18 protein-coding genes and 1 pseudogene are annotated in these 18,543 nt (G+C 72.8%); 12 read left to right on the forward strand and 7 right to left on the reverse strand.

The window, feature by feature from the left end; all coding sequences use genetic code 11:
• Positions 1-84: 84 nt before the first annotated feature.
• The 5 genes from ACIQPT_RS17895 to ACIQPT_RS17915 all read left to right on the forward strand — a co-directional run bounded on the left by ACIQPT_RS17895 (position 85) and on the right by ACIQPT_RS17915 (position 3,487).
• Positions 85-426, forward strand: coding sequence for an ArsR/SmtB family transcription factor (locus ACIQPT_RS17895; protein ID WP_401156832.1), 342 nt, complete (start codon positions 85-87; stop codon positions 424-426).
• 77 nt (positions 427-503) lie between these two features.
• Positions 504-2,231 (forward strand): SulP family inorganic anion transporter, encoded by a 1,728-nt coding sequence (locus ACIQPT_RS17900; protein WP_401156945.1) that lies wholly within the window; start codon positions 504-506, stop codon positions 2,229-2,231.
• Entirely contained in the window at positions 2,228-2,680 is a 453-nt protein-coding gene (locus ACIQPT_RS17905) for an ATP-binding protein (RefSeq protein WP_401156833.1), read from the forward strand. The genes ACIQPT_RS17900 and ACIQPT_RS17905 overlap by 4 nt, the downstream gene beginning before the upstream one ends.
• 51 nt (positions 2,681-2,731) lie before the next feature.
• The gene (locus ACIQPT_RS17910) at positions 2,732-2,953 is read left to right on the forward strand and encodes an alkylphosphonate utilization protein (protein WP_031121993.1); all 222 of its coding nucleotides are present in this window, start codon (positions 2,732-2,734) and stop codon (positions 2,951-2,953) included.
• A gap of 123 nt (positions 2,954-3,076) precedes the next feature.
• The gene (locus ACIQPT_RS17915; RefSeq protein ID WP_401156834.1) at positions 3,077-3,487 is read left to right on the forward strand and encodes an ArsR/SmtB family transcription factor; all 411 of its coding nucleotides are present in this window, start codon (positions 3,077-3,079) and stop codon (positions 3,485-3,487) included.
• 22 nt (positions 3,488-3,509) lie between these two features.
• On the opposite strand, the gene pepN is transcribed toward ACIQPT_RS17915, so the two are convergent.
• The 3 genes from pepN to ACIQPT_RS17930 all read right to left on the reverse strand — a co-directional run bounded on the left by pepN (position 3,510) and on the right by ACIQPT_RS17930 (position 7,533).
• A complete protein-coding gene (pepN, locus tag ACIQPT_RS17920; protein ID WP_401156835.1) occupies positions 3,510-6,050 on the reverse strand; it encodes an aminopeptidase N in 2,541 nt (846 codons plus the stop codon).
• A gap of 135 nt (positions 6,051-6,185) precedes the next feature.
• Positions 6,186-6,623 carry a chorismate mutase gene (locus tag ACIQPT_RS17925; RefSeq protein WP_401156836.1) on the reverse strand — a complete coding sequence of 146 codons (438 nt, stop codon included), beginning with the start codon at positions 6,621-6,623 and terminating at the stop codon, positions 6,186-6,188.
• Between the two features lie 25 nt (positions 6,624-6,648).
• A complete protein-coding gene (locus tag ACIQPT_RS17930) occupies positions 6,649-7,533 on the reverse strand; it encodes an AraC family transcriptional regulator (protein WP_401156837.1) in 885 nt (294 codons plus the stop codon).
• Between the two features lie 154 nt (positions 7,534-7,687).
• On the opposite strand from ACIQPT_RS17930, the gene ACIQPT_RS17935 reads away from it, so the two are divergent.
• Complete coding sequence (locus ACIQPT_RS17935) at positions 7,688-9,511, forward strand: beta-galactosidase family protein (RefSeq protein ID WP_401156838.1); 1,824 nt, start codon at positions 7,688-7,690, stop codon at positions 9,509-9,511.
• Between the two features lie 52 nt (positions 9,512-9,563).
• Here the strand turns inward: ACIQPT_RS17935 and ACIQPT_RS17940 are convergent, their stop codons facing one another.
• Positions 9,564-10,334: a S1 family peptidase gene (locus ACIQPT_RS17940; RefSeq protein ID WP_401156839.1), complete on the reverse strand. Its 771-nt coding sequence runs from the start codon at positions 10,332-10,334 to the stop codon at positions 9,564-9,566.
• Positions 10,335-10,711: 377 nt separating this feature from the next.
• Between ACIQPT_RS17940 and ACIQPT_RS17945 the strand changes: the two genes are divergently transcribed.
• A complete protein-coding gene (locus ACIQPT_RS17945) occupies positions 10,712-11,629 on the forward strand; it encodes a hypothetical protein (protein ID WP_401156840.1) in 918 nt (305 codons plus the stop codon).
• 38 nt (positions 11,630-11,667) lie between these two features.
• Complete coding sequence (locus ACIQPT_RS17950) at positions 11,668-12,423, forward strand: ankyrin repeat domain-containing protein (protein WP_401156841.1); 756 nt, start codon at positions 11,668-11,670, stop codon at positions 12,421-12,423.
• A 23-nt stretch (positions 12,424-12,446) separates the two neighbouring features.
• Here ACIQPT_RS17950 and ACIQPT_RS17955 read toward each other — a convergent pair whose 3' ends face one another.
• From ACIQPT_RS17955 to ACIQPT_RS17965, 3 genes and pseudogenes are all read right to left on the reverse strand, one after another.
• Positions 12,447-13,001 carry a GNAT family N-acetyltransferase gene (locus ACIQPT_RS17955; RefSeq protein ID WP_401156946.1) on the reverse strand — a complete coding sequence of 185 codons (555 nt, stop codon included), beginning with the start codon at positions 12,999-13,001 and terminating at the stop codon, positions 12,447-12,449.
• Positions 13,002-13,118: 117 nt separating this feature from the next.
• Positions 13,119-13,745: pseudogene (locus tag ACIQPT_RS17960) on the reverse strand (VOC family protein); the annotation flags it as partial.
• Between the two features lie 121 nt (positions 13,746-13,866).
• Complete coding sequence (locus ACIQPT_RS17965) at positions 13,867-14,841, reverse strand: SDR family oxidoreductase (protein ID WP_401156842.1); 975 nt, start codon at positions 14,839-14,841, stop codon at positions 13,867-13,869.
• A gap of 96 nt (positions 14,842-14,937) precedes the next feature.
• Here ACIQPT_RS17965 and ACIQPT_RS17970 point away from each other — a divergent pair, with 96 nt between their 5' ends.
• Genes ACIQPT_RS17970 through ACIQPT_RS17985 form a run of 4 tightly spaced genes read left to right on the forward strand, consistent with a single transcriptional unit; the run spans position 14,938 to position 18,457 of the window.
• Positions 14,938-15,687, forward strand: coding sequence for an enoyl-CoA hydratase family protein (locus tag ACIQPT_RS17970; protein WP_401156843.1), 750 nt, complete (start codon positions 14,938-14,940; stop codon positions 15,685-15,687).
• 54 nt (positions 15,688-15,741) lie between these two features.
• Positions 15,742-16,599 (forward strand): CoA transferase subunit A, encoded by an 858-nt coding sequence (locus tag ACIQPT_RS17975; RefSeq protein ID WP_401156947.1) that lies wholly within the window; start codon positions 15,742-15,744, stop codon positions 16,597-16,599.
• A complete protein-coding gene (locus ACIQPT_RS17980; RefSeq protein ID WP_401156844.1) occupies positions 16,596-17,357 on the forward strand; it encodes a CoA-transferase subunit beta in 762 nt (253 codons plus the stop codon). The genes ACIQPT_RS17975 and ACIQPT_RS17980 overlap by 4 nt, the downstream gene beginning before the upstream one ends.
• Positions 17,357-18,457 (forward strand): NAD(P)H-dependent flavin oxidoreductase, encoded by a 1,101-nt coding sequence (locus ACIQPT_RS17985; RefSeq protein WP_401156845.1) that lies wholly within the window; start codon positions 17,357-17,359, stop codon positions 18,455-18,457. Before ACIQPT_RS17980 ends, ACIQPT_RS17985 begins: the two co-directional genes overlap by 1 nt.
• Positions 18,458-18,543: the final 86 nt, after the last annotated feature.

An 18,543-nucleotide genomic window follows, 5' to 3' on the forward strand; every position in this document is an offset into this window, starting at 1 on the left:
GGTATTGCTCAATGAGTGAATTGCACATTTATGCAATTCACTACATGCTGTGTGGGTCATTCCATGCCGAGGAGAGGCCCCACCGTGCCGGTCCCCCTGTATCAGGCCAAGGCCGAGTTCTTCCGGATGCTCGGGCATCCGGTGCGCATCAGGGTCCTGGAGCTGCTCCAAGCGGGGCCGTTGCCGGTGCGGGATCTGCTGGCCGCGATCGAGGTGGAGCCCTCGGCGCTCTCGCAGCAGCTGGCGGTGTTGCGCCGGTCCGGCATCGTCACCGCGACCCGGGAGGGCTCGACGGTGGTGTACGAGCTGGCGGGCGGTGATGTCACCGAGCTGATGCGGGCGGCGCGGCGGATCCTGACGGAGATGCTGTCCGACCGGGACGGGCTGCTCGCCGAGCTGCGGGAGGCCGAGGTGTCCGCGCCGTGAGCCGGTACCCGGAGGTGGCGGCGCGGGGTTGGGGGCGGGTGCGGGCCCTGCTGCCCGTACGTGCCGACTTCGCGGCCATGGCCCGTGCTCCGCGCCGTGATCTGCTCGCCGGTCTGACGGTGGCGATCGTGGCGTTGCCGCTCGCGCTCGGTTTCGGGGTGGCGTCGGGTCTCGGTGCGGAGGCGGGGCTCGCGACCGCGGTGGTGGCGGGGGCGCTGGCCGCGGTGTTCGGCGGGTCGAACCTCCAGGTGTCGGGCCCGACCGGGGCGATGACGGTGGTCCTGGTGCCGATCGTCGCGGAGTACGGTCCGGGCGGGGTGCTGACGGTCGGGCTGCTGGCGGGGGGCCTGCTGATCGTGCTGGCGCTGCTGCGGGCGGGCCGGTCGATGCGGTACGTCCCGGCGCCGGTGGTCGAGGGGTTCACGTTCGGTATCGCGTGCGTCATCGCTCTCCAGCAGATCCCGAACGCCCTGGGGGTGGCCGTCCCGGAGGGCGACAAGGTGCTGGTGGTGGCGTGGCGGGCGGTCGGGGAGTTCGCGGGCAGCCCGAACTGGACCGCGCTCGCGATCACCGTCGGGGTGGCGGGGCTGATGCTGGTGGGGGCGCGGCTGCGTCCGGGGGTGCCGTTCTCGGTGGTGGCGGTGGTCGCGGCAACGCTGGCGGCGCAGCTGTTCCGTCTGGACGGGGCGACGCCGATCGGTGCGTTGCCCTCCGGTCTGCCGGCCCCTTCGCTCGGATTCCTGGATCTGTCGGCGGTGGGTTCGCTGCTGGCTCCGGCGGTCGCGGTGGCGGCGCTGGCCGCGCTGGAGTCGCTGCTGTCGGCGACGGTGGCCGACGGGATGACGACCGGGCAGAAGCACGATCCGGACCGGGAGTTGTTCGGGCAGGGCATCGCGAATCTGGCCGCGCCGCTGTTCGGTGGGGTGCCGGCGACGGCGGCCATCGCGCGGACGGCGGTCAATGTGCGTACGGGCGCGGGTTCGCGGCTGGCGGCGCTGACGCATGCCGCGGTGCTGGCGGTGATCGTGTTCGCGGCGGCTCCGCTGGTGTCGCGGATTCCGCTGGCCGCGCTGGCCGGGGTGCTGTTGGCCACGGCGGTCCGGATGGTCGAGGTGGGGGCGTTGCGGGCGATGGCGCGGGCGACGCGTTCGGATGCGGTGGTGCTGGTGCTGACGGCGGTCGCGACGCTGGTGCTGGATCTGGTGCTGGCGGTCGTGATCGGGCTGGCGGTGGCCGGGGTGCTGGCGCTGCGCGCGGTCGCGGCCGAGGCGCGGGTGGACCGGGTGGATCCGATGGACCCGTCGGACCTGTCAGACCTGCCGGACCCCTCGGACCCGTACGACGGCAACGTGCCGGGTCTGCCGGGCTCGGAGACGTACGGCGGCGGGGAGAGCGCGGGTCCGGCCGGGCAGGTGGTGGCGTACCGGGTCGAGGGGCCGTTGTTCTTCGCCGGGGCGCACCGTTCGCTGCTGGCGCTCGGTGAGGTGTCCGGCGTACGGGTGGTGATCCTGCGGATGTGCCGGGTGACCACGGTGGACGCCACGGGTGCGCTGGCGCTGAAGGACACGGTGCACCGGCTGAACGGGCGGGGCATCGTGGTGCTGGCCTCCGGGATCCGTCCCGGTCAGCGGCGGGTGCTGGAGTCGGTGGGGGTGCTGGACCTGCTGCGGCGGGAGGGGCGCGAGTACGCCACGGCGTCCGAGGCGTTGGCCGGGGCCGGGGAGCGCCTGGCGGCGGCCGGGCTGGTGCGCCCCCGGGGCGACCGGAGTGCGGCGACGGTACCGGCCGAGGAGCCCGCCCGATGATCACGCCACCGGACACGTTGCCGTACCGGCATGTGCTGACGCTGCCCGCGCTGGGGTCGGCCGTGCGCATCGTCAGGGAGACCGCCGAGCAGGTGCTGGCGGAGTGGGGGGTGGGGCCCCAGGATCCGTGCCGGGATCCGGCGCTGCTGATCGTGAGCGAGCTGGTGACCAACAGTGTGCGGCACGCGGCGGTGCTCTCGCCGAACGTGACGGTGGTGTTCGCCGGGGGTCCGGACACGTTCGCGTTCGGTGTGCACGACCGTCATCCGTACCGGCCGGCGCTGTTCGCGTCCGCCGGCATAGCGCCGGGCCGGGGGCTGGCGACCGTGATGGAGCTGACCCATGGTCTGGGCGGCAGCGCGGTGGTGCGGGGCGATGTCGACGAGGGCGGCAAGAGCATATGGATCACCCTTCCGCTGCGGCGGAGCGGCCGCTCCCATGATCGTTGAGAGTTGTCCGGTGCAAGAGCTGTACCGGGTGGAGAAGGGCAGGAACGCGCCATGAGCGACATCGTCGTGAAGGACAGCAACGGGACCGTGCTGGCGGACGGTGACTCCGTGACCACGGTCAAGGACTTGAAGGTGAAGGGCACGTCGGAGACGCTCAAGCGCGGCACGCTGGTGAAGAACATCCGGCTCACCGGGCGTGCCGGTGAGATCGAGTGCAACACGAAGAAGGTCAAGGGGCTCGTGCTGAGGACGGAGTTCCTGAAGAAGGCCTGACCCGGCCGGGCCGGTCCCCGGGTTCGTCCTCGTGGTGCGCAGGCGCGAGGATGAACCCATGGAGAAGAGTTCTGGTCAGGTGTGGTGCGGCGGTTTTCCGCCGTGCGGAACGGGGCCCCGCCGGTGAGTACGCCGCTGTACCGCTTGAAGGCGGAGTTCTTCAAGACGCTGGGGCACCCGGTGCGGATCCGGGTGCTCGAACTGCTCAGTGAACGCGAGCACGCGGTGTCGGAGATGCTGAACGAGGTGGGGGTCGAGGCCGCCCATCTCTCGCAGCAGTTGGCCGTGTTGCGCCGCGCGGGTCTGGTGACGGCCCGGCGGGAGGGCTCGGCGGTCCATTACACGCTGGCCGACCCGGGGGTGGCGGAGCTGTTGCGGGTGGCGCGGACGATCCTGACCGGGGTGCTGTCGGGCCAGGCGGAGCTGCTCGCCGACCTGCGGGCGACGGGCGGCTCCGGGGACGCCGCCCCGGACGCCCACGACGACAACGACGGCCCGGACGATCATCGTCCGGGCCGTCCGGGAACCCCTTAGGGCATGTCCTGGCCGTCAGCCGTCAGCCGGAGGCCGACGTCCGTACGGCGAGGGCGCGGCGCAGGTCGTCGAGCTGGTCGACGAGCTTGCGGCGCAGGGCCGGGATGAGGTCCGGGTCCTCCAGGGCCCGGGTGCCGGTGGCGAGGCTCTCGGGGTCGACGGCGTAGGCGGGGAAGGCGTAGCGTCCGGCGGCCTCGGCGATGGCGGGGCCCCGGCGGGCGGCGAGTGCGACGGCGTCCGGGTAGAAGCGGGGCACGTACGCGGCGAGGAGCTCTTCCTGGCCGGGCTGCCAGAAGCCCTGGGCGGTGGCGGTGAAGAGGTAGTTGGACAGGGTGTCGTCGCTGAACAGGGCGGCCCAGGCGGCGGCCTTGGCCTCGGCGGTGGGCAGGGCGGCGCGGCAGCGGGCGGCGCCCTCGCGGCCGGTGGCGCTGGGGTCGGCTTCGAGGGCGGCGGCGATGGCTGCCTCGTCGGTGGCGCCGAGGACGGCGAGCCGGGTGAGGATGCGCCAGCGCAGTTCCGGGTCGAGCTCGGGTCCGCCGTGGACGGTGCCTTCGTCGAGCCAGGTGCGCAGGGTGTCGGGCTGGGTGGCGGCGTCGATGAAGTGGCGTACGGCGATGAGGCGCAGGCCGGGCTGGGAGCCGTCCTCGGTGCGGCGGATGAGGTCGCGGCAGAGGTCGGTGAGGGTGGCGAGGGCGGCCGGGCGGTCCTCGCGGGCGACGTAGCGGGCGGCGATCTGCCCGGCGGCGAAGGTGAGGACGCCCTGGACGAGGGCGAGGTCGCTCTCGTGCGGGAGGTGGGTGCGGGCGGTCTCGAGGTAGGTGGCGGGGTTCAGGTCGCCGTCGCGGACCATGTCGCGGGCGGTGTTCCAGACGACGGCCCGGGTGAGTGCGTCGGGGATGCCGGAGAGGCCGGTCAGGACGGTGTCCCAGGAGGCGCTGTCCGGGCGGACCTTGGCGTAGGTGAGGTCGCCGTCGTTGAGGACGACGAGGGCGGGGCGGCGGCCGGGTCGGACCGTGGGCTCTCCGTCGCCCGGTACGTCGATCTCGAAGCGGTCGCGCAGGGCGAGGTGGCCCGGGCCTGCCTGGGTGTTGAGGGCGTGGTCGTAGGCGCCGACGGTGATGCGGTGGGGGCGGGAGCCGTCGCGGGTGACGGTGAGGGACCAGGACTGTCCGCCGCCGTTGCCGGTGGGTTCGGTGGGCTCGACGGGGCCGATGTCGGCGGTGAGGGTGTCGATGCCGGTGGTGCGCAGCCACTGCTCGGCCCAGGCGTGGACGTCGCGGTCGGTGGCGGAGGCCAGGTTGTCGATGAAGTCGGCGAGGGTGGCGTTGCCGAACTTGTGGCGGGCGAAGTGGGCGTTGATGCCGGCCAGGAAGTCCTTCTCGCCGAGCCAGGCGACGAGCTGGCGCAGGGCGGAGGCGCCCTTCGCGTAGCTGATGCCGTCGAAGTTGAGGAGGGCGGAGGCGGTGTCGGGGACGGCGTCGGGGTCCGGGGCGACGGGGTGGGTGGAGGGGCGCTGGTCGGCGTCGTAGCCCCAGCCCTTGCGGGCGACGCCGAAGTCGACCCAGGTGTCGGTGAATCGCGTGGCTTCGGTGAGGGTCTGGTATCCCATGTACTCGGCGAAGGACTCGTTCAGCCAGATGTCGTCCCACCAGGTCAGCGTGACGAGGTCGCCGAACCACATGTGGGCCATCTCGTGGGCGATGACCATGGCGCGGGTCTGGCGCTCGGTGTCGGTGACGGCGGAGCGGTAGACGAACTCGTCGCGGAAGGTGACGAGTCCGGGGTTCTCCATGGCGCCGGCGTTGAACTCGGGGACGAAGGCCTGGTCGTAGGAGTCGAACGGGTAGGGCTCGTCGAACTTCTCGTGGTAGCGGTCGTAGCAGGCGCGGGTGATGTCGAGGATCTCGTCGGCGTCGGCGTCCAGGTACGGGGCGAGGGAACGGCGGCAGTGGATGCCGAAGGGCAGTCCGGCGTGTTCGGTGGTGATCGAGTGCCAGGGTCCCGCGGCGATCGCGACGAGGTAGGTGGAGATGAGCGGGGTGGGGGCGATGGTCCAGCGCCCCTCCCCCGTGCGTTCGGCGACACCGTTGCCGAGGACGGTCCAGCCTTCGGGGGCGGTGACGTCGATGGCGAAGACGGACTTGAGGTCGGGCTGGTCGAAGGCGGCGAAGACGCGCTGGACGTCCTCCATGAACAGCTGGGTGTAGAGGTAGGTCTCGCCGTCGGTGGGGTCGGTGAAGCGGTGCATGCCCTCGCCGGTGCGCGAGTAGTGCATCGCGGCGTCGACGAGCAGCTCGTGGGGGCCTGCGGTGAGTCCGGTGAGGGGGTAGCGGTTGCCGTCGAGGAGGGCGGGGTCCAGCGGTTGTCCGTCGAGGCTGATCGAGCGCAGGGTGGCGGGCTTGACCTCGACGAAGGTGTCTCCGGCCGCGCGGGCGGTGAACCGGACGGCGGTGCGGGAGTCGAAGGTGCCCTCGCCTGTGGTGAGGTCGAGGGCGATCGTGTACCGCTCCACGTCGAGGAACTGGGCTCGGGTCTGCGCTTCGTCGCGCGTCAGTACGGACATGGCCCCATGCTGCCGTACGGGGTGGGGCGGGCACAGGGGGTTCTCGCTGGGCGTACGGGGTCCGGGCCGGGGGGTCGTCGGCGTACGGGATCCCGGGTGAGGGCCGCCGGCAGCCGGTCGGGCTCCGGCAGGCGGTCAGGCTCCGGCGGCGGTGCCCGTCGCGCCCGTGGCCTGGTGGCCGTCATGGTCCTCCGCCGCGCCGTTCCCCGCCGCGCCGTTCCCCGCCGCGCCGTTCCCCGCTTCGCCGTTCTCCGTTTCGCCGTTCTCCGTTTCGTCGGCGATGCGCTCGTGGTGGCGGATCACCTCGGCGATGATGAAGTTCAGCAGCTTCTCGGCGAACGCCGGGTCCAGGTTCGCGCTCTGCGCCAGCTGCCGGAGCCGGGCGATCTGGCGGGTCTCGCGGGCGGGGTCGGCGGGCGGCAGTTTGTGGTCGGCCTTGAGGCGGCCGACCTGCTGGGTGGCCTTGAAGCGCTCGGCCAGCATGTGGACGACGGCGGCGTCGATGTTGTCGATGCTCTCGCGCAGCCGGTTCAGCTCGGCCTGGACGGACGCGTCGATCTCGCTCGTACTCATGGTCAGCGAGCTTAGACCGCCTCGGTCAGGTGGTGATCGTCGGCGGGTCGTCGGGGTCGGGCACCTGGTCGCTCCAGCCGCCGGGCACGCTGCGGCCCTGCTGTTCGCGGAAGCGGACGGGGGCGGTGCCGACGCGGCGGGCGAAGAGCCGGGAGAAGTAGGCGGGGTCGTCGTAGCCGACGCGGCGGGCCACGGCGGCGACGGGGAGGTCGGTGGCGGCGAGGAGTTCCTTGGCCCGGCCGAGGCGGATGCCGAGCAGGTAGTCCTTGGGGCTGCAGCCGGCGCCGCGCCTGACGGCGGTGCGCAGTTCGGCGGGGGTCATGCCGTGCCGGGAGGCGTGTTCGGCGACGGTGAGCGGCTGGTAGGCGTCGCGGGCCAGCGCCTGGAGCACGGGGTCGCCGTCGGGGCCGATGTCGGCGCGGGCGCGGCGCAGGGAGACCAGGAGTTCATGGACGGCGGCCCCGGTCTCCACCTCCAGGAGGGGGTTGCCGCGCCGGGCGGCGCGCACGATGCGGCCGATGGCGGCGCGGGGGGCTGCGGTGTCGGAGAGCGGGACGAGGGGGCGGTCGGGCTCGATGTAGCCGAGTTCGGTGTACGTGGTGGTGGCGGGCCCGGTGAAGTCGACGAAGCTCTCGTCCCAGCCGCTGCCGGGGTCGGCGCCGTAGTGGTGGGGGGTGCCGGGGGTCAGCCAGATGAGGCTGGGGCCGGTGACGGGGGTGCGGCGGCCGTCGGGGCCCTTGAACCAGCCGGTGCCGGAGTTGACGATCACGGCGACGTGGTGGTCGAGGGTGCGGGGTCCGACGGTGGGCAGTGCGCCGTGCTGGAGGCCGACGCCGAGGCAGACGAGGCCCAGGCGGTGGTGGAGCGGGCTCGGGGTGAAGAAGCGCATCCAGGTGTGGTACGTCGGCATTCCGCTCCTCCTTTCCGCGCACATCGTCCTGCGCGTTGTGTCCAATCAGCAGCGATCTTTGTCCATGGACCCGGTGCGCGCCAGAGGTGAAGGTGGTCGGACCAATTCGCCGGAGGGCCGCGGGTGCGGCCGAGCACAGGAGCGTACGAGCACCATGACCGACTTCAGCGTGGGGGACGACTGCTTCCGGTTCGACGGGAAGCCCGTACGGCTGCTGTCGGGCGCCCTGCACTACTTCCGGGTGCACGAGGAGCAGTGGGAGCACCGGCTGGCGATGCTGGCCGCGATGGGGCTGAACTGCGTCGAGACGTATGTGCCGTGGAATCTGCACGAGCCCCGGGAGGGCGAGGTCCGGGATGTGGGGGCGCTCGGCCGGTTCCTGGACGCGGTGGAGCGCGCGGGGCTGTGGGCGATCGTGCGGCCGGGTCCGTACATCTGTGCCGAGTGGGAGAACGGCGGGCTTCCGGTGTGGGTGACGGGCCGGTTCGGGCGGCGGGTGCGGACCCGGGACGCGGAGTACCGGGCGGTGGTGGAGCGGTGGTTCCGGCAGCTGCTGCCGCAGGTGGTGCGGCGGCAGGTGTCCCGGGGCGGTCCGGTGATCCTCGTGCAGGCGGAGAACGAGTACGGGAGTTACGGAAGCGACGCGGCGTATCTGGAGTGGCTGGCGGGGCTGTTGCGGCAGTGCGGGGTGACCGTTCCGCTGTTCACGTCGGACGGCCCGGAGGACCACATGCTGACCGGCGGTTCGGTGCCGGGTCTCCTCGCGACGGCGAACTTCGGTTCGGGGGCGCGGGAGGGCTTCGAGGTGCTGCGCCGGCATCAGCCGAAGGGCCCGTTGATGTGCATGGAGTTCTGGTGCGGCTGGTTCGACCACTGGGGGGCCGAACCCGTCGTACGGGATCCGGAGCAGGCGGCCGGGGCGCTGCGGGAGATCCTGGAGTGCGGGGCGTCGGTGAACATCTACATGGCGCACGGGGGGACGAACTTCGGGGGCTGGGCGGGGGCGAACCGGTCCGGTCCGTTGCAGGACGAGTCGTTCCAGCCGACGGTGACGTCGTACGACTACGACGCGCCGGTCGACGAATACGGTCGGGCCACGGAGAAGTTCTGGCTGTTCCGGCAGGTCCTGGAGGGGTACGCCGAGGGGCCGTTGCCCGCGCTGCCGCCGGAGCCGGCCGGGCTCGCCGCGCCGGTGCGGGTGGAGCTGGACGGGTGGGCCGGGCTCGGGGACGTACTGGAGGCGCTGGGCGATCCGGAGACGCCGGAGTCGGGGGTGCCGCCGACCTTCGAGGAGCTGGGCGTGGACCGGGGTCTGGTGCGCTACCGGGTGGCGGTGCCGGGGCCGCGCCGGGCGTATCCGCTGGGGGCCTCGGGGCTGCGGGACCGGGCGGTGGTGTACGTGGACGGGGCGCGGGCCGGGGTGCTGACCGAGGAGTCCGGCACGCTGCCGGAGCCGGTGGCGGGTCCGGCGGAGGTCGAGCTGTGGGTGGAGTCGCTGGGCCGGGTCAACTACGGGCCGCGGCTGGGTGAGCCGAAGGGCGTCACGGGCGGGGTGCTGCACGAGCGGCAGTATCTGCACGGGGTACGGGCCCGGGCCCTGCGGCTGGACGCCTTCGGGGCGGCGGGCGCGGTGGCGGCGGTCCCGTTCGGGCCGGTGGAGGCCGCCGCGGGTGCGGGGGACGTGGGGCTGACGGGCCTGTTCCGGGGCACGTTCACGGTCGGGGGCACGTCGGGTGTCGATCATGCCGGGCTCGAACTGCCGGGCTGGACGCGCGGGTTCGTCTGGGTGAACGGCTTCTGCCTGGGCCGGTACTGGTCGGCGGGCCCGCAGCGGACCCTGTACGTACCGGGTCCGGTGCTCCGCGCGGGCGTCAACGAGGTGTGGGTGCTGGAGCTGGAGGAGGCGGGCGAGCCGCGGGTGGAACTGGGTCCGGGAGCGCCCGTACGAACGGGCGCTCCCGGGGTGGTTCAGCCGTGATCACCGGCCGGACGCGCGGTGATCCGGTGTCCGGCCCGTCGGCCGGCTCGGGTCAGAGCGAGGCGGCCGCGGAGGCGATGTCGCCCGCGAAGTGCGAGACCTGGGCGTAGACGCCCGGGTAGTCCGGGCGGGCGCAGCCCTGGCCCCAGCTGACGATGCCGACCTGGACCCACTCGTCGGCATTGTCCTTGCGGAACATCGGGCCGCCGGAGTCGCCCTGGCAGCTGTCGACGCCGCCGGTGCCGAGGAGGCCGGCGCAGATCTCCTCGTCGGCGACGAGGTCGCCGCCGTAGGCGGACGAGCAGTCGGCGTCGGAGACGAACGGCACGTCGGCCTTCAGCAGGTGGCGCTGCTGGCTGCCGCCCTCACGGTCGGCGCCCCAGCCCGCGACGGTGAAGGTGCCCTCGTCGTAGGTGCCGTCGGTGGCGATCTTCAGGGTGGGCTGGTCGATCGGCTGGGCGAGCTTGATCAGCGCCCAGTCCTTGCCGGTGCCGTTGTAGCCGGGGGCCTGGAGCACCTTGGTGGACTTGACCTGGACGGCGTCGGGCGACTGGAGGTCGGCGACCCCGCCGGTGACGGTGATCGAGGTGTCGTTGCCCGAACCGTCCACGCAGTGGGCGGCGGTGAGGACGATGTCCTGGGCGTAGAGCGCACCGCCGCAGCCCATGGAGAGCCGGACCATGAAGGGGAACTCGCCCTGTTCGGCGCGTTCACCGCCGACGATCGGCTGGGGGGCCGCGGCGGCGGGCTGGAGGCTGACGGTCGCGAGGGCGACGGCGGCTATGGCGACGGAACACCTTTTCAGCACGCTCAGAAGCTTCACGGAGGCCTTCTTTCGTGGGGGGATTTCGTGTGGGGGGTTGCTGTGGGAGGTTGCCGTGCTGCGTTGTTGTGCAGGAATCCCGGTACCGGGGTTCCCGGTACTCGGGCATCCCGGTACGGCTGTGGGGTCGCGTGGTCCGGCACGCGTGTCCCGGCAGGGGTGACGGCCTCCGGCACGGAAGCCGAACTGGTCATGTACCCGACAAGAACGATCCGATTATCGGTGCCGGGTGACCGCTGCCACAAGGTGCACTTTTCAGCCAAGATCATCGGGGTGGGCCGCCCACGACCCTCCAGACCCTTTCCGGACCCACTCACCGGCCCGGCACGCACCGGCATACAGTGGAGGTCCGTCGACCGTCAGGGATGACGTCAGGGATGGGGGGTTCCGACGTGGCGAACGGCCCTCCGGGCGCACCGGTCGTCCATGGCTTTCCGCATCTGGACACGGTCCGCTCCGCCATCACCGCGCTCTACCGACGCCTGTCGGCGGACGGCGTCCACACCTATGCCACCAGCCTCGTGCCCTCCGACGCCGCCTTCGCGGACCAGGACGATCTGCACCTGGGGGCCCAGCGGGTGGCGCGTTCCCTGGTCCAGCACCTCCATCTGCCCGAGGCCCGGATGATCGTCGGCTTCCGGACGATGGAGCACGCGGCCGGCGTGGAACTCACCGCGGGCCCCGAGTACTTCATCGAGCTCAACGACCGCTTCCGCACCCACCGCAAGGACATCGGGGCGGCACTCGCGCACGAGGTCACCCATGTGCTGCTGCACCGGCTCGGCCTGGAGTTCCCCGGCACCCGCGCCAACGAGATCCTGACCGACACGACGACGGCGTACCTCGGCGCCGGCTGGCTGCTACTGGACGCGTTCCGGGAGGACGCCACGTCCCGTCAGAAGCTCGGCTACCTCACCCCGGAGGAGTTCGGCTACGTCCTGGCCAAGCGGGCGTTCGCCTTCGACGAGGACCCCTCCCCGTGGTTCACCAGCCCCCAGGCGTACACCGCGTACACCAAGGGCCGGGAGCGGGCGCTGCAGGATCTGCGCCGGCCCCCGCTGACCGCCGCCGGCTGGGCGGGCCGCCGCCGCTACGCCAAGGACCGCCGGTACGCCCAGGATCACCCCGGCGTCACCCCGGATCCGAACGTTCCGTACGCCTTCGAGAACGGCGACCGAGGACTGCGCGTCTCCTTCCCCTGCCCGACCTGCCACCAGCGCATCCGGGTCCCCGTCCGGGGCCGGTTCACCGCGCGCTGCGGGCTGTGCCGGACCGCCCTGGAGTGCGACACCTGAGCTCGGGCGTTGTCCGAGGCCCGCCGTAGGATCGAAGCATGACGAACGAGCCGATCAGGGACGAACCATGCTTGTTCGACGCTCTGTACGAAGATGAGAACGCGGTCGTACGGGCGCTGCGAGCGGGCGCCCGGGCCGAGTCGAGCGACGAGGAGGGCACGACGGCGCTGTATCTGGCGTCGGTCCAGGACCGTCTGGAGGCGGTACGCCTGCTGCTCGCCGCCGGGGCCGATCCGAACCGGGCGAGCGGCCCCGGGGCGAGCGATCTGCCGCTGTGCGGGGCGGCGTGCGGCGGGCACGCCGCGGTGGTGGAGGCGCTGCTGTCCGCCGGGGCCCGGCCGGATCTGCGCGAGGAGTTCGGCTTCACGGCGCTGCGGTGGGCGGTCGGCCTGGGGCACGCCGCGACGGTGGAACTGCTCCTCGCCCGGGGCGCGGACCCGCTGCTGCCGGGCCCTCAGGGGGAGGCGATGCTGGTGCTGGCGGCACAGCGCGGATCGCTGCGGACGGTACGGGCGCTGCTCGCGCACGGCGCGGGGGCGGCGGGGCAGGAGCCCGCGGTCGCCCTGGCGCTGGCCGAGGCGCGGCGCATCGCCGCACTCGATCCCGAACGGGAGCTGCGGCGGCGGCTGGAGGAGATGTACGGCTCCGGCATCGAGACGGTGCCGCTCCGGGACCAGCGGGACGGCGAGGAGACGATAGCGGTGGAGCTCCTCCGGAACGGGGTGCCGTCGGCGGGCGTGGACCAGCACAGGGGACACGGGGAGATCGCGGCCCTGCTGGAGCAGCCGGCGTAGTCGCCGCCCGGGTCCCCTGTCGGCTATCGGCCGCGTTCCCACGCCTCACGGGTGAGTACGTACTCGACATCGCCGTGCTCGGAGCCCTCGATGGTCTCCGGCCAGTCCTCGGTGTAGGCGCGCAGGAAGGTCAGCCCCGCCTTCTCCATCACGCGCCGGGATCCCGTGTTGACCGCCATGGTGTTGGCGGTGACCCGCTGGACCCCCAGGTCCGTGAACCCCTTGTCGACCAGGGCCCGCGCCCCCTCGGTGGCGTAACCGCGGCCCCAGGCGGCCCGGTTCAGCCGGTAGCCGAGCTCGGCGACGGCCGGGTCGTGGTCGTCCAGCGGCCGGAGTCCGAACCAGCCCAGAAAGGCCCCGGTGTCCTTCCGCCGCGCGGCCCAGAAGCCACGGGTTCCGGTGCACGGGTAGTCGTGGAGGAGCCTCGACAGGGTCCGGTCCCGGATGTCCTCGGGGCTGGTGGGCCGGCCGCCGTTGATGTACCGCATGACGGCGGGGTCGTTGTCGAGGGCGAGCAGGTCGGGGGCGTCGGCTGCCGTGACCGGGCGGAGGACGAGCCGGTCGGTCTCCAGGAAGATGCCCCGGTCCCCGCCCGCGCCCCCGTCCCCGTACCCGTCCCGGTCCCGGTCCTGGAGCAGGAACGTCAGCCCTTCCGGGCTGCGCAGACGCACGACACGGCGGCCGCCCTCCCCGGCGAGGGTGACGAGGTCTCCCCCATGGGCGCGGGCCCGGTCGATCACACCGTCCGGATCGTCCACGCCGAGGGCCGGCTCCCACTGCGGCGGTGCGGAGTCGGTGACGGTCGCGGCGGGAGCGGCTTCGCGGAAGGCCGCCCGGGTGAGGGGTGCGCCCGTCGTGGCGGCGTAGAACTGCCGGGCCCGCTCAGGGTCTTCGCAGGCCAGGACCATCCGGTGGGGGACGGCAGCAACCGTGGCGGATACCGGCCACCCGATGGGCTTCTGCGGCTGCCAGAGGGAGAAGACCGCGCCGACCGGATCGATCAGCGTGGCGATCCGGCCCTGGTCCCCCGCGTCGAAGGGCGGGACGACGATCTGCGCTCCGTTCGCGACCGCCACAACCGTACGGTGGTCCACATCGTCGACCGCGAGGTAGAAGGCGATGTGCGGTGGCGTCCCGGGCGGATAGACCGGCTGCGCGAGATCGCTCACCCCGCCGATCCGGATGCCCCCGGCGGAGATCTTCACCGCCCGCCGCCAGTCCTCCTCGTCCACGGCGAAGTCCCAGCCCAGCACCGAGGAGAAGAAGGCGGCGGTGCCGGACGGGTCATGGGTCTTGAGGTCCATCCAGCAGAACTCGTTCATCGGCTCGGGCCCAGTTCCTGTCGTCGTGCGTTCCGAGGGTGTCCGTTGCTGGATATCCGGTGCCGGGCAGCCCTCGCAAGCGGGTTTCCCGGCCCTCGTACGCGATCGGCGCGAGGCTCCCCTAGGACGCCCCGTAGACCCGCCCCGGCTCCTCGGCGTCCGCCAGCAGCCGACGCACCGTCTCGCCCGCCTCGGCCGGTGACCTGCGCGCGCCCCGGTCGTCGGTGGGGCCGGGGCGCCAGCCCTCCATGACGGTGATGCGGCCCGCCTCGGCCTCGAAGACGCGGCCCGTCACCCCGTCGCTCGCGGCGGAGCCGAGCCAGACGACGAGGGGCGAGACGTTCTCGGGGGCCATCGCGTCGAACTCCCCCTCCCCCGGGGCCGCCATCGCCTCGGCGAAGGTCCGCTCGGTCATCCGGGTCCGGGCGGCCGGGGCGAGGGCGTTGACCTGGACCCCGTACCGGCCCAGCTCGGCCGCCGCGACCAGCGTCAGGGCGACGATTCCGGCTTTGGCCGCCGCGTAGTTGCCCTGGCCGACGCTGCCGAGGAGTCCGGCGCCGGAGCTGGTGTTGATCACCCGGGCGACCGGTGGGCGGCCCGCCTTCGCCTCGGCCCGCCAGTGGGCGGCGGCATGCTTCAGGGGCAGGAAGTGGCCCCGGAGGTGGACGCGCAGCACCGCGTCCCAGTCGTCCTCGTCGAGGTTGACGAGCATCCGGTCGCGCAGGAAACCCGCGTTGTTGACGAGGGTGTCGAGGCGGCCGAAGGCCTCCACGGCGGTGGCGACCAGGGAGGCCGCGCCGTCGGCGGTGGCGATGTCGCCGCCGTGGACGACGGCTTCGCCGCCCGCCGCCACGATCTCGTCGACGACTTCGCGGGCCGGGCCCGTGGAGTCTCCGTCCCCGCCCCCGCCCTCACCCCCGTCCCCGGCCGGTCCGACGCCGAGGTCGTTGACGACGACCCGCGCCCCCTCGGCGGCGAAGGCCAGCGCGTGGGCCCGGCCGAGCCCCCGCCCGGCGCCCGTGACGGCGACGACCCGGTCCGCGCAGAGTCCGGCGCGGTGCGGGGTGGGTGCGGTGGATTCGGTGGGTGCGGTCATCACGTCTCCCCGGGAAGTGGGACTGGTTGGCGGGCGGGGGTGTGACTGCTACCGTCCACCTAACAAATGTTTGGTGGAAAGGTAGCTGATCCTCCGATGACTGTCTCCACCGCGTCGCCCCCCGGGAACGACGGCGTCCGCGTCGTCACCGTCGACCGTCCGCCCGTCAACGCGCTGCCCGTGCAGGGCTGGTACGACCTCGCGGACGCCGTCCGGGCGGCGGGCCGCGACCCGGAGGTGCGCTGCGTCGTCCTGGCCGCCGCCGGGCGCGGCTTCAATGCGGGCGTCGACATCAAGGAGTTGCAGCGCGATCCGGGGCACGGGGCCCTGATCGGCGCCAACCGGGGTTGCGCCGAGGCGTTCGCGGCGGTGTACGCGTGCGAGGTCCCGGTGGTCGCGGCGGTGCGGGGGTTCTGTCTCGGGGGCGGCATCGGCCTCGTCGGGAACGCGGACGCGATCGTCGCGAGCGAGGACGCGGTGTTCGGCCTGCCGGAGCTGGACCGGGGGGCGCTCGGCGCGGCGACCCATCTCGCCCGGCTGGTCCCGCAGCACCTGATGCGCACGCTCTACTACACCTCCCGCACGGTCACCGCCGCCGAGCTGCTCGCCCACGGATCGGTCTGGCGGGTGGTGCCGGGCACGGAACTGATGGACGCCGCACTGGAGTTGGCGAACGAGATCGCCGCCAAGGACGGTCATCTGCTGCGGCTGGCCAAGGCCGCCCTGAACGGCATCGACCCCGTCGACGTACAGCGCAGCTACCGCTTCGAGCAGGGGTTCACCTTCGAGGCGAACCTCGCCGGGACCGCCGCCCGGGTCCGCGACACCTTCGGCAAGGAGGCCTGAACCGTGACCGCTCCCCCTCACTCCCCCTCTCACGCTCATGCGCGCGACAAGACGATGACGCCCGAGGAGGTCGTCGGTCGCCTCAGCAGCGGCATGACGGTCGGGATCGGCGGCTGGGGCTCGCGCCGCAAGCCGATGGCCCTGGTCAGGGCGCTGCTCCGGTCGCCCGTCACCGATCTCACGGTGATCTCCTACGGCGGGCCGGACGTGGGGCTGCTGGCCGCGGCGGGCCGGATCTCCCGCCTGGTCACGGCGTTCGTGACGCTCGACTCGATCCCGCTGGAGCCGCACTACCGGGCGGCCCGGCAGCGCGGGGCGTTCGCGCTGACGGAGATCGACGAGGCGATGTTCATGTGGGGGCTGCACGCGGCGGCGAACCGGCTGCCGTTCCTGCCGGTGCGTGCGGGCATCGGCTCGGACGTGATGCGCGTCAACCCCGAACTGCGCACGGTGACTTCACCGTACGAGGACGGCGAGGAGTTCGTGGCGATGCCCGCCCTGCGGATGGACGCGGCGCTGGTCCACCTCAACCGGGCGGACCGGCTCGGCAACGGCCAGTACCTGGGCCCCGACCCGTACTTCGACGATCTGTTCTGCGAGGCGGCGGACGCGGCGTACGTCTCCTGCGAACGCCTGGTGGAGACACGGGAGTTGACCGAGAACTCCAACGCTCCGCAGACCCTCCTCGTCCAACGGCACTCCGTCACCGGGGTCGTGGAGACACCCGGCGGGGCGCACTTCACCTCCTGCGTACCCGACCACCCGCGCGACGAGCCGTTCCAGAAGGCGTACGCGGCCGCGGCGGCGGATCCGGCCGCCTGGGCGGATTTCGCCGCCCGGTTCCTGCCGCCGGACGGCGACGAGAAGGGCTACCAGCAGGCGGTCCGCACCTGGCACGAGGAGCAGAAATGAACGCACCCGGCGGTGAGACCGCCACTCAGAGCATCACCCGTGCCGAATACTGCGTGATCGCCTGCGCGGAGGCCTGGCGGGGCGACGGCGAGATCCTGGCCAGTCCGATGGGCGCGGTACCGTCCGTCGGCGCTCGGCTGGCCCGGCTGACCTTCGCCCCCGACCTGCTCCTCACGGACGGCGAGGCGACGCTCATCGGCCCGGACGGCGAGGCGGAGGGCTGGCTCCCCTATCGCCGGCATCTGGCCCTGGTGACCGGGGGTCGGCGGCACGTGATGATGGGCGCGAGCCAGATCGACCGCTTCGGCAACCAGAACATCTCCTGCATCGGCGACTGGGAGCAGCCGTCCCGGCAACTGCTGGGCGTACGCGGAGCGCCGGTCAACACCCTCAACAACCCGGTGAGTTACTGGATCCCCCGGCACTCCCCCCGGGTCTTCGTCCAGCGTGTCGACATGATCTGCGGAGTCGGCTACGACAGCGCGCAAGCGGCGGGCCCCTCGGCCACCCGCTTCCACCGGATCCCCCGGGTCGTCAGCGATCTCGGGGTCTTCGACTTCGCGACGCCCGACCGTTCGATGCGGCTGGCCTCGGTCCACCCGGGCGTCACGGCCGATCAGGTCCGCGAGGCGACGGGCTTCGCGCTCACGGTCCCGGACGACGTCCCGTACACCCGCGACCCCTCCCCCGCCGAACTCGCCCTGATCCGCGAGGTCATCGACCCGGCCCGCACCCGGGACCGGGAGGTCCGGGTCTGATGCGCACCGCCCTGACCGACCTCGTCGGCGTCCGGCACCCGATCGTGCAGACCGGGATGGGCTGGGTGGCCGGCCCCCGCCTGGTCACCGCGACCGCGCGGGCCGGGGCGCTGGGCATCCTGGCGTCGGCGACCATGTCACCGGACCGACTGCGGTCGGCCGTACGGGAGGTGAAGTCCCGGACGGACGAGCCGTTCGGGGTGAATCTGCGGGCGGACGCGGGGGACGCCCGGGAGCGGGTGGGGATCATCGTCGAGGAGGGGGTGCGGGTGGCGTCGTTCGCGCTCGCCCCGTCGAGGGAACTCATCGCGGAGCTGAAGGACGCGGGCGTGGTCGTCGTCCCGTCGGTGGGGGCCCGGCGGCACGCGGAGAAGGTCGCGGCGTGGGGTGCGGACGCGGTGATCGTGCAGGGCGGCGAGGGCGGCGGCCACACGGGGGACGTGGCGTCGACGGTGCTGCTGCCGCAGGTCGTCGACGCGGTGGACATCCCGGTGGTCGCGGCGGGCGGCTTCCACGACGGCCGGGGCCTGGTGGCGGCGCTGGCGTACGGGGCGGCGGGCGTCGCGATGGGCACCCGGTTCCTGCTGACCTCGGACTCGACGGTCCCGGACGCGGTGAAGGCGCGCTACCTGGCGGCGACCGCCAAGGACATCATGCTGACGCGGGCGGTAGACGGACTCCCGCACCGGATGCTCCGTACGGAGATGGTGGCGGAGCTGGAGGGTGCGGGCCGGCTGCGCTCCCTGTACCGGGCGCTGCGCCGGGCGTCCGGCTTCCGTCGGCTCTCCGGCCTGAGCTGGCCGGGCATGGTCCGGGACGGCCTGGCGATGCGGCACGGCAGGGAGTTGAGCTGGAGCCAGGTGCTGCTGGCGGCGAACACCCCGATGCTGCTGAGGGCGTCCATGGTCGACGGCCGCACGGACCTCGGCATCATGGCCTCGGGTCAGGTGGCGGCCCTGATCGAGGACCTGCCGAGCGTGGCGGAGCTGGTGTCGCGGATCCTGGCGGAGGCGGAGGAGGCTTGTGCGGCCGTCTCCAGCCTGTCCGGCGCCCAATCAAGCCCGACGCCCGGGCACACCTCAAGCCCGTCCGGCGATTGAGGACAAAGCCCCGGTACGGGGCTTTCGGGGCTCTGCCCCGGACCCCGGTCCTCAATCGCCGGACGGGCTTGATGTGGCTTCGGTCC

Origin of the sequence: Streptomyces sp. NPDC091289 (assembly GCF_044757365.1) — a bacterium.
Taxonomy (GTDB): domain Bacteria; phylum Actinomycetota; class Actinomycetes; order Streptomycetales; family Streptomycetaceae; genus Streptomyces.

Bases quoted from the DNA above. Each gene is read 5' to 3' on its own strand.
- pepN (WP_401156835.1), bottom strand. From the start codon at position 6,050: ATGTCCGTACTGACGCGCGACGAAGCGCAGACCCGAGCCCAGTTCCTC.
- ACIQPT_RS17975 (WP_401156947.1), top strand. From the start codon at position 15,742: ATGACGCCCGAGGAGGTCGTCGGTCGCCTCAGCAGCGGCATGACGGTC.
- ACIQPT_RS17950 (WP_401156841.1), top strand. From the start codon at position 11,668: ATGACGAACGAGCCGATCAGGGACGAACCATGCTTGTTCGACGCTCTG.
- ACIQPT_RS17980 (WP_401156844.1), top strand. From the start codon at position 16,596: ATGAACGCACCCGGCGGTGAGACCGCCACTCAGAGCATCACCCGTGCC.
- ACIQPT_RS17925 (WP_401156836.1), bottom strand. From the start codon at position 6,623: ATGAGTACGAGCGAGATCGACGCGTCCGTCCAGGCCGAGCTGAACCGG.
- ACIQPT_RS17905 (WP_401156833.1), top strand. From the start codon at position 2,228: ATGATCACGCCACCGGACACGTTGCCGTACCGGCATGTGCTGACGCTG.
- ACIQPT_RS17930 (WP_401156837.1), bottom strand. From the start codon at position 7,533: ATGCCGACGTACCACACCTGGATGCGCTTCTTCACCCCGAGCCCGCTC.
- ACIQPT_RS17965 (WP_401156842.1), bottom strand. From the start codon at position 14,841: ATGACCGCACCCACCGAATCCACCGCACCCACCCCGCACCGCGCCGGA.
- ACIQPT_RS17985 (WP_401156845.1), top strand. From the start codon at position 17,357: ATGCGCACCGCCCTGACCGACCTCGTCGGCGTCCGGCACCCGATCGTG.
- ACIQPT_RS17900 (WP_401156945.1), top strand. From the start codon at position 504: ATGGCCCGTGCTCCGCGCCGTGATCTGCTCGCCGGTCTGACGGTGGCG.
- ACIQPT_RS17970 (WP_401156843.1), top strand. From the start codon at position 14,938: ATGACTGTCTCCACCGCGTCGCCCCCCGGGAACGACGGCGTCCGCGTC.
- ACIQPT_RS17945 (WP_401156840.1), top strand. From the start codon at position 10,712: ATGGGGGGTTCCGACGTGGCGAACGGCCCTCCGGGCGCACCGGTCGTC.
- ACIQPT_RS17910 (WP_031121993.1), top strand. From the start codon at position 2,732: ATGAGCGACATCGTCGTGAAGGACAGCAACGGGACCGTGCTGGCGGAC.
- ACIQPT_RS17935 (WP_401156838.1), top strand. From the start codon at position 7,688: ATGACCGACTTCAGCGTGGGGGACGACTGCTTCCGGTTCGACGGGAAG.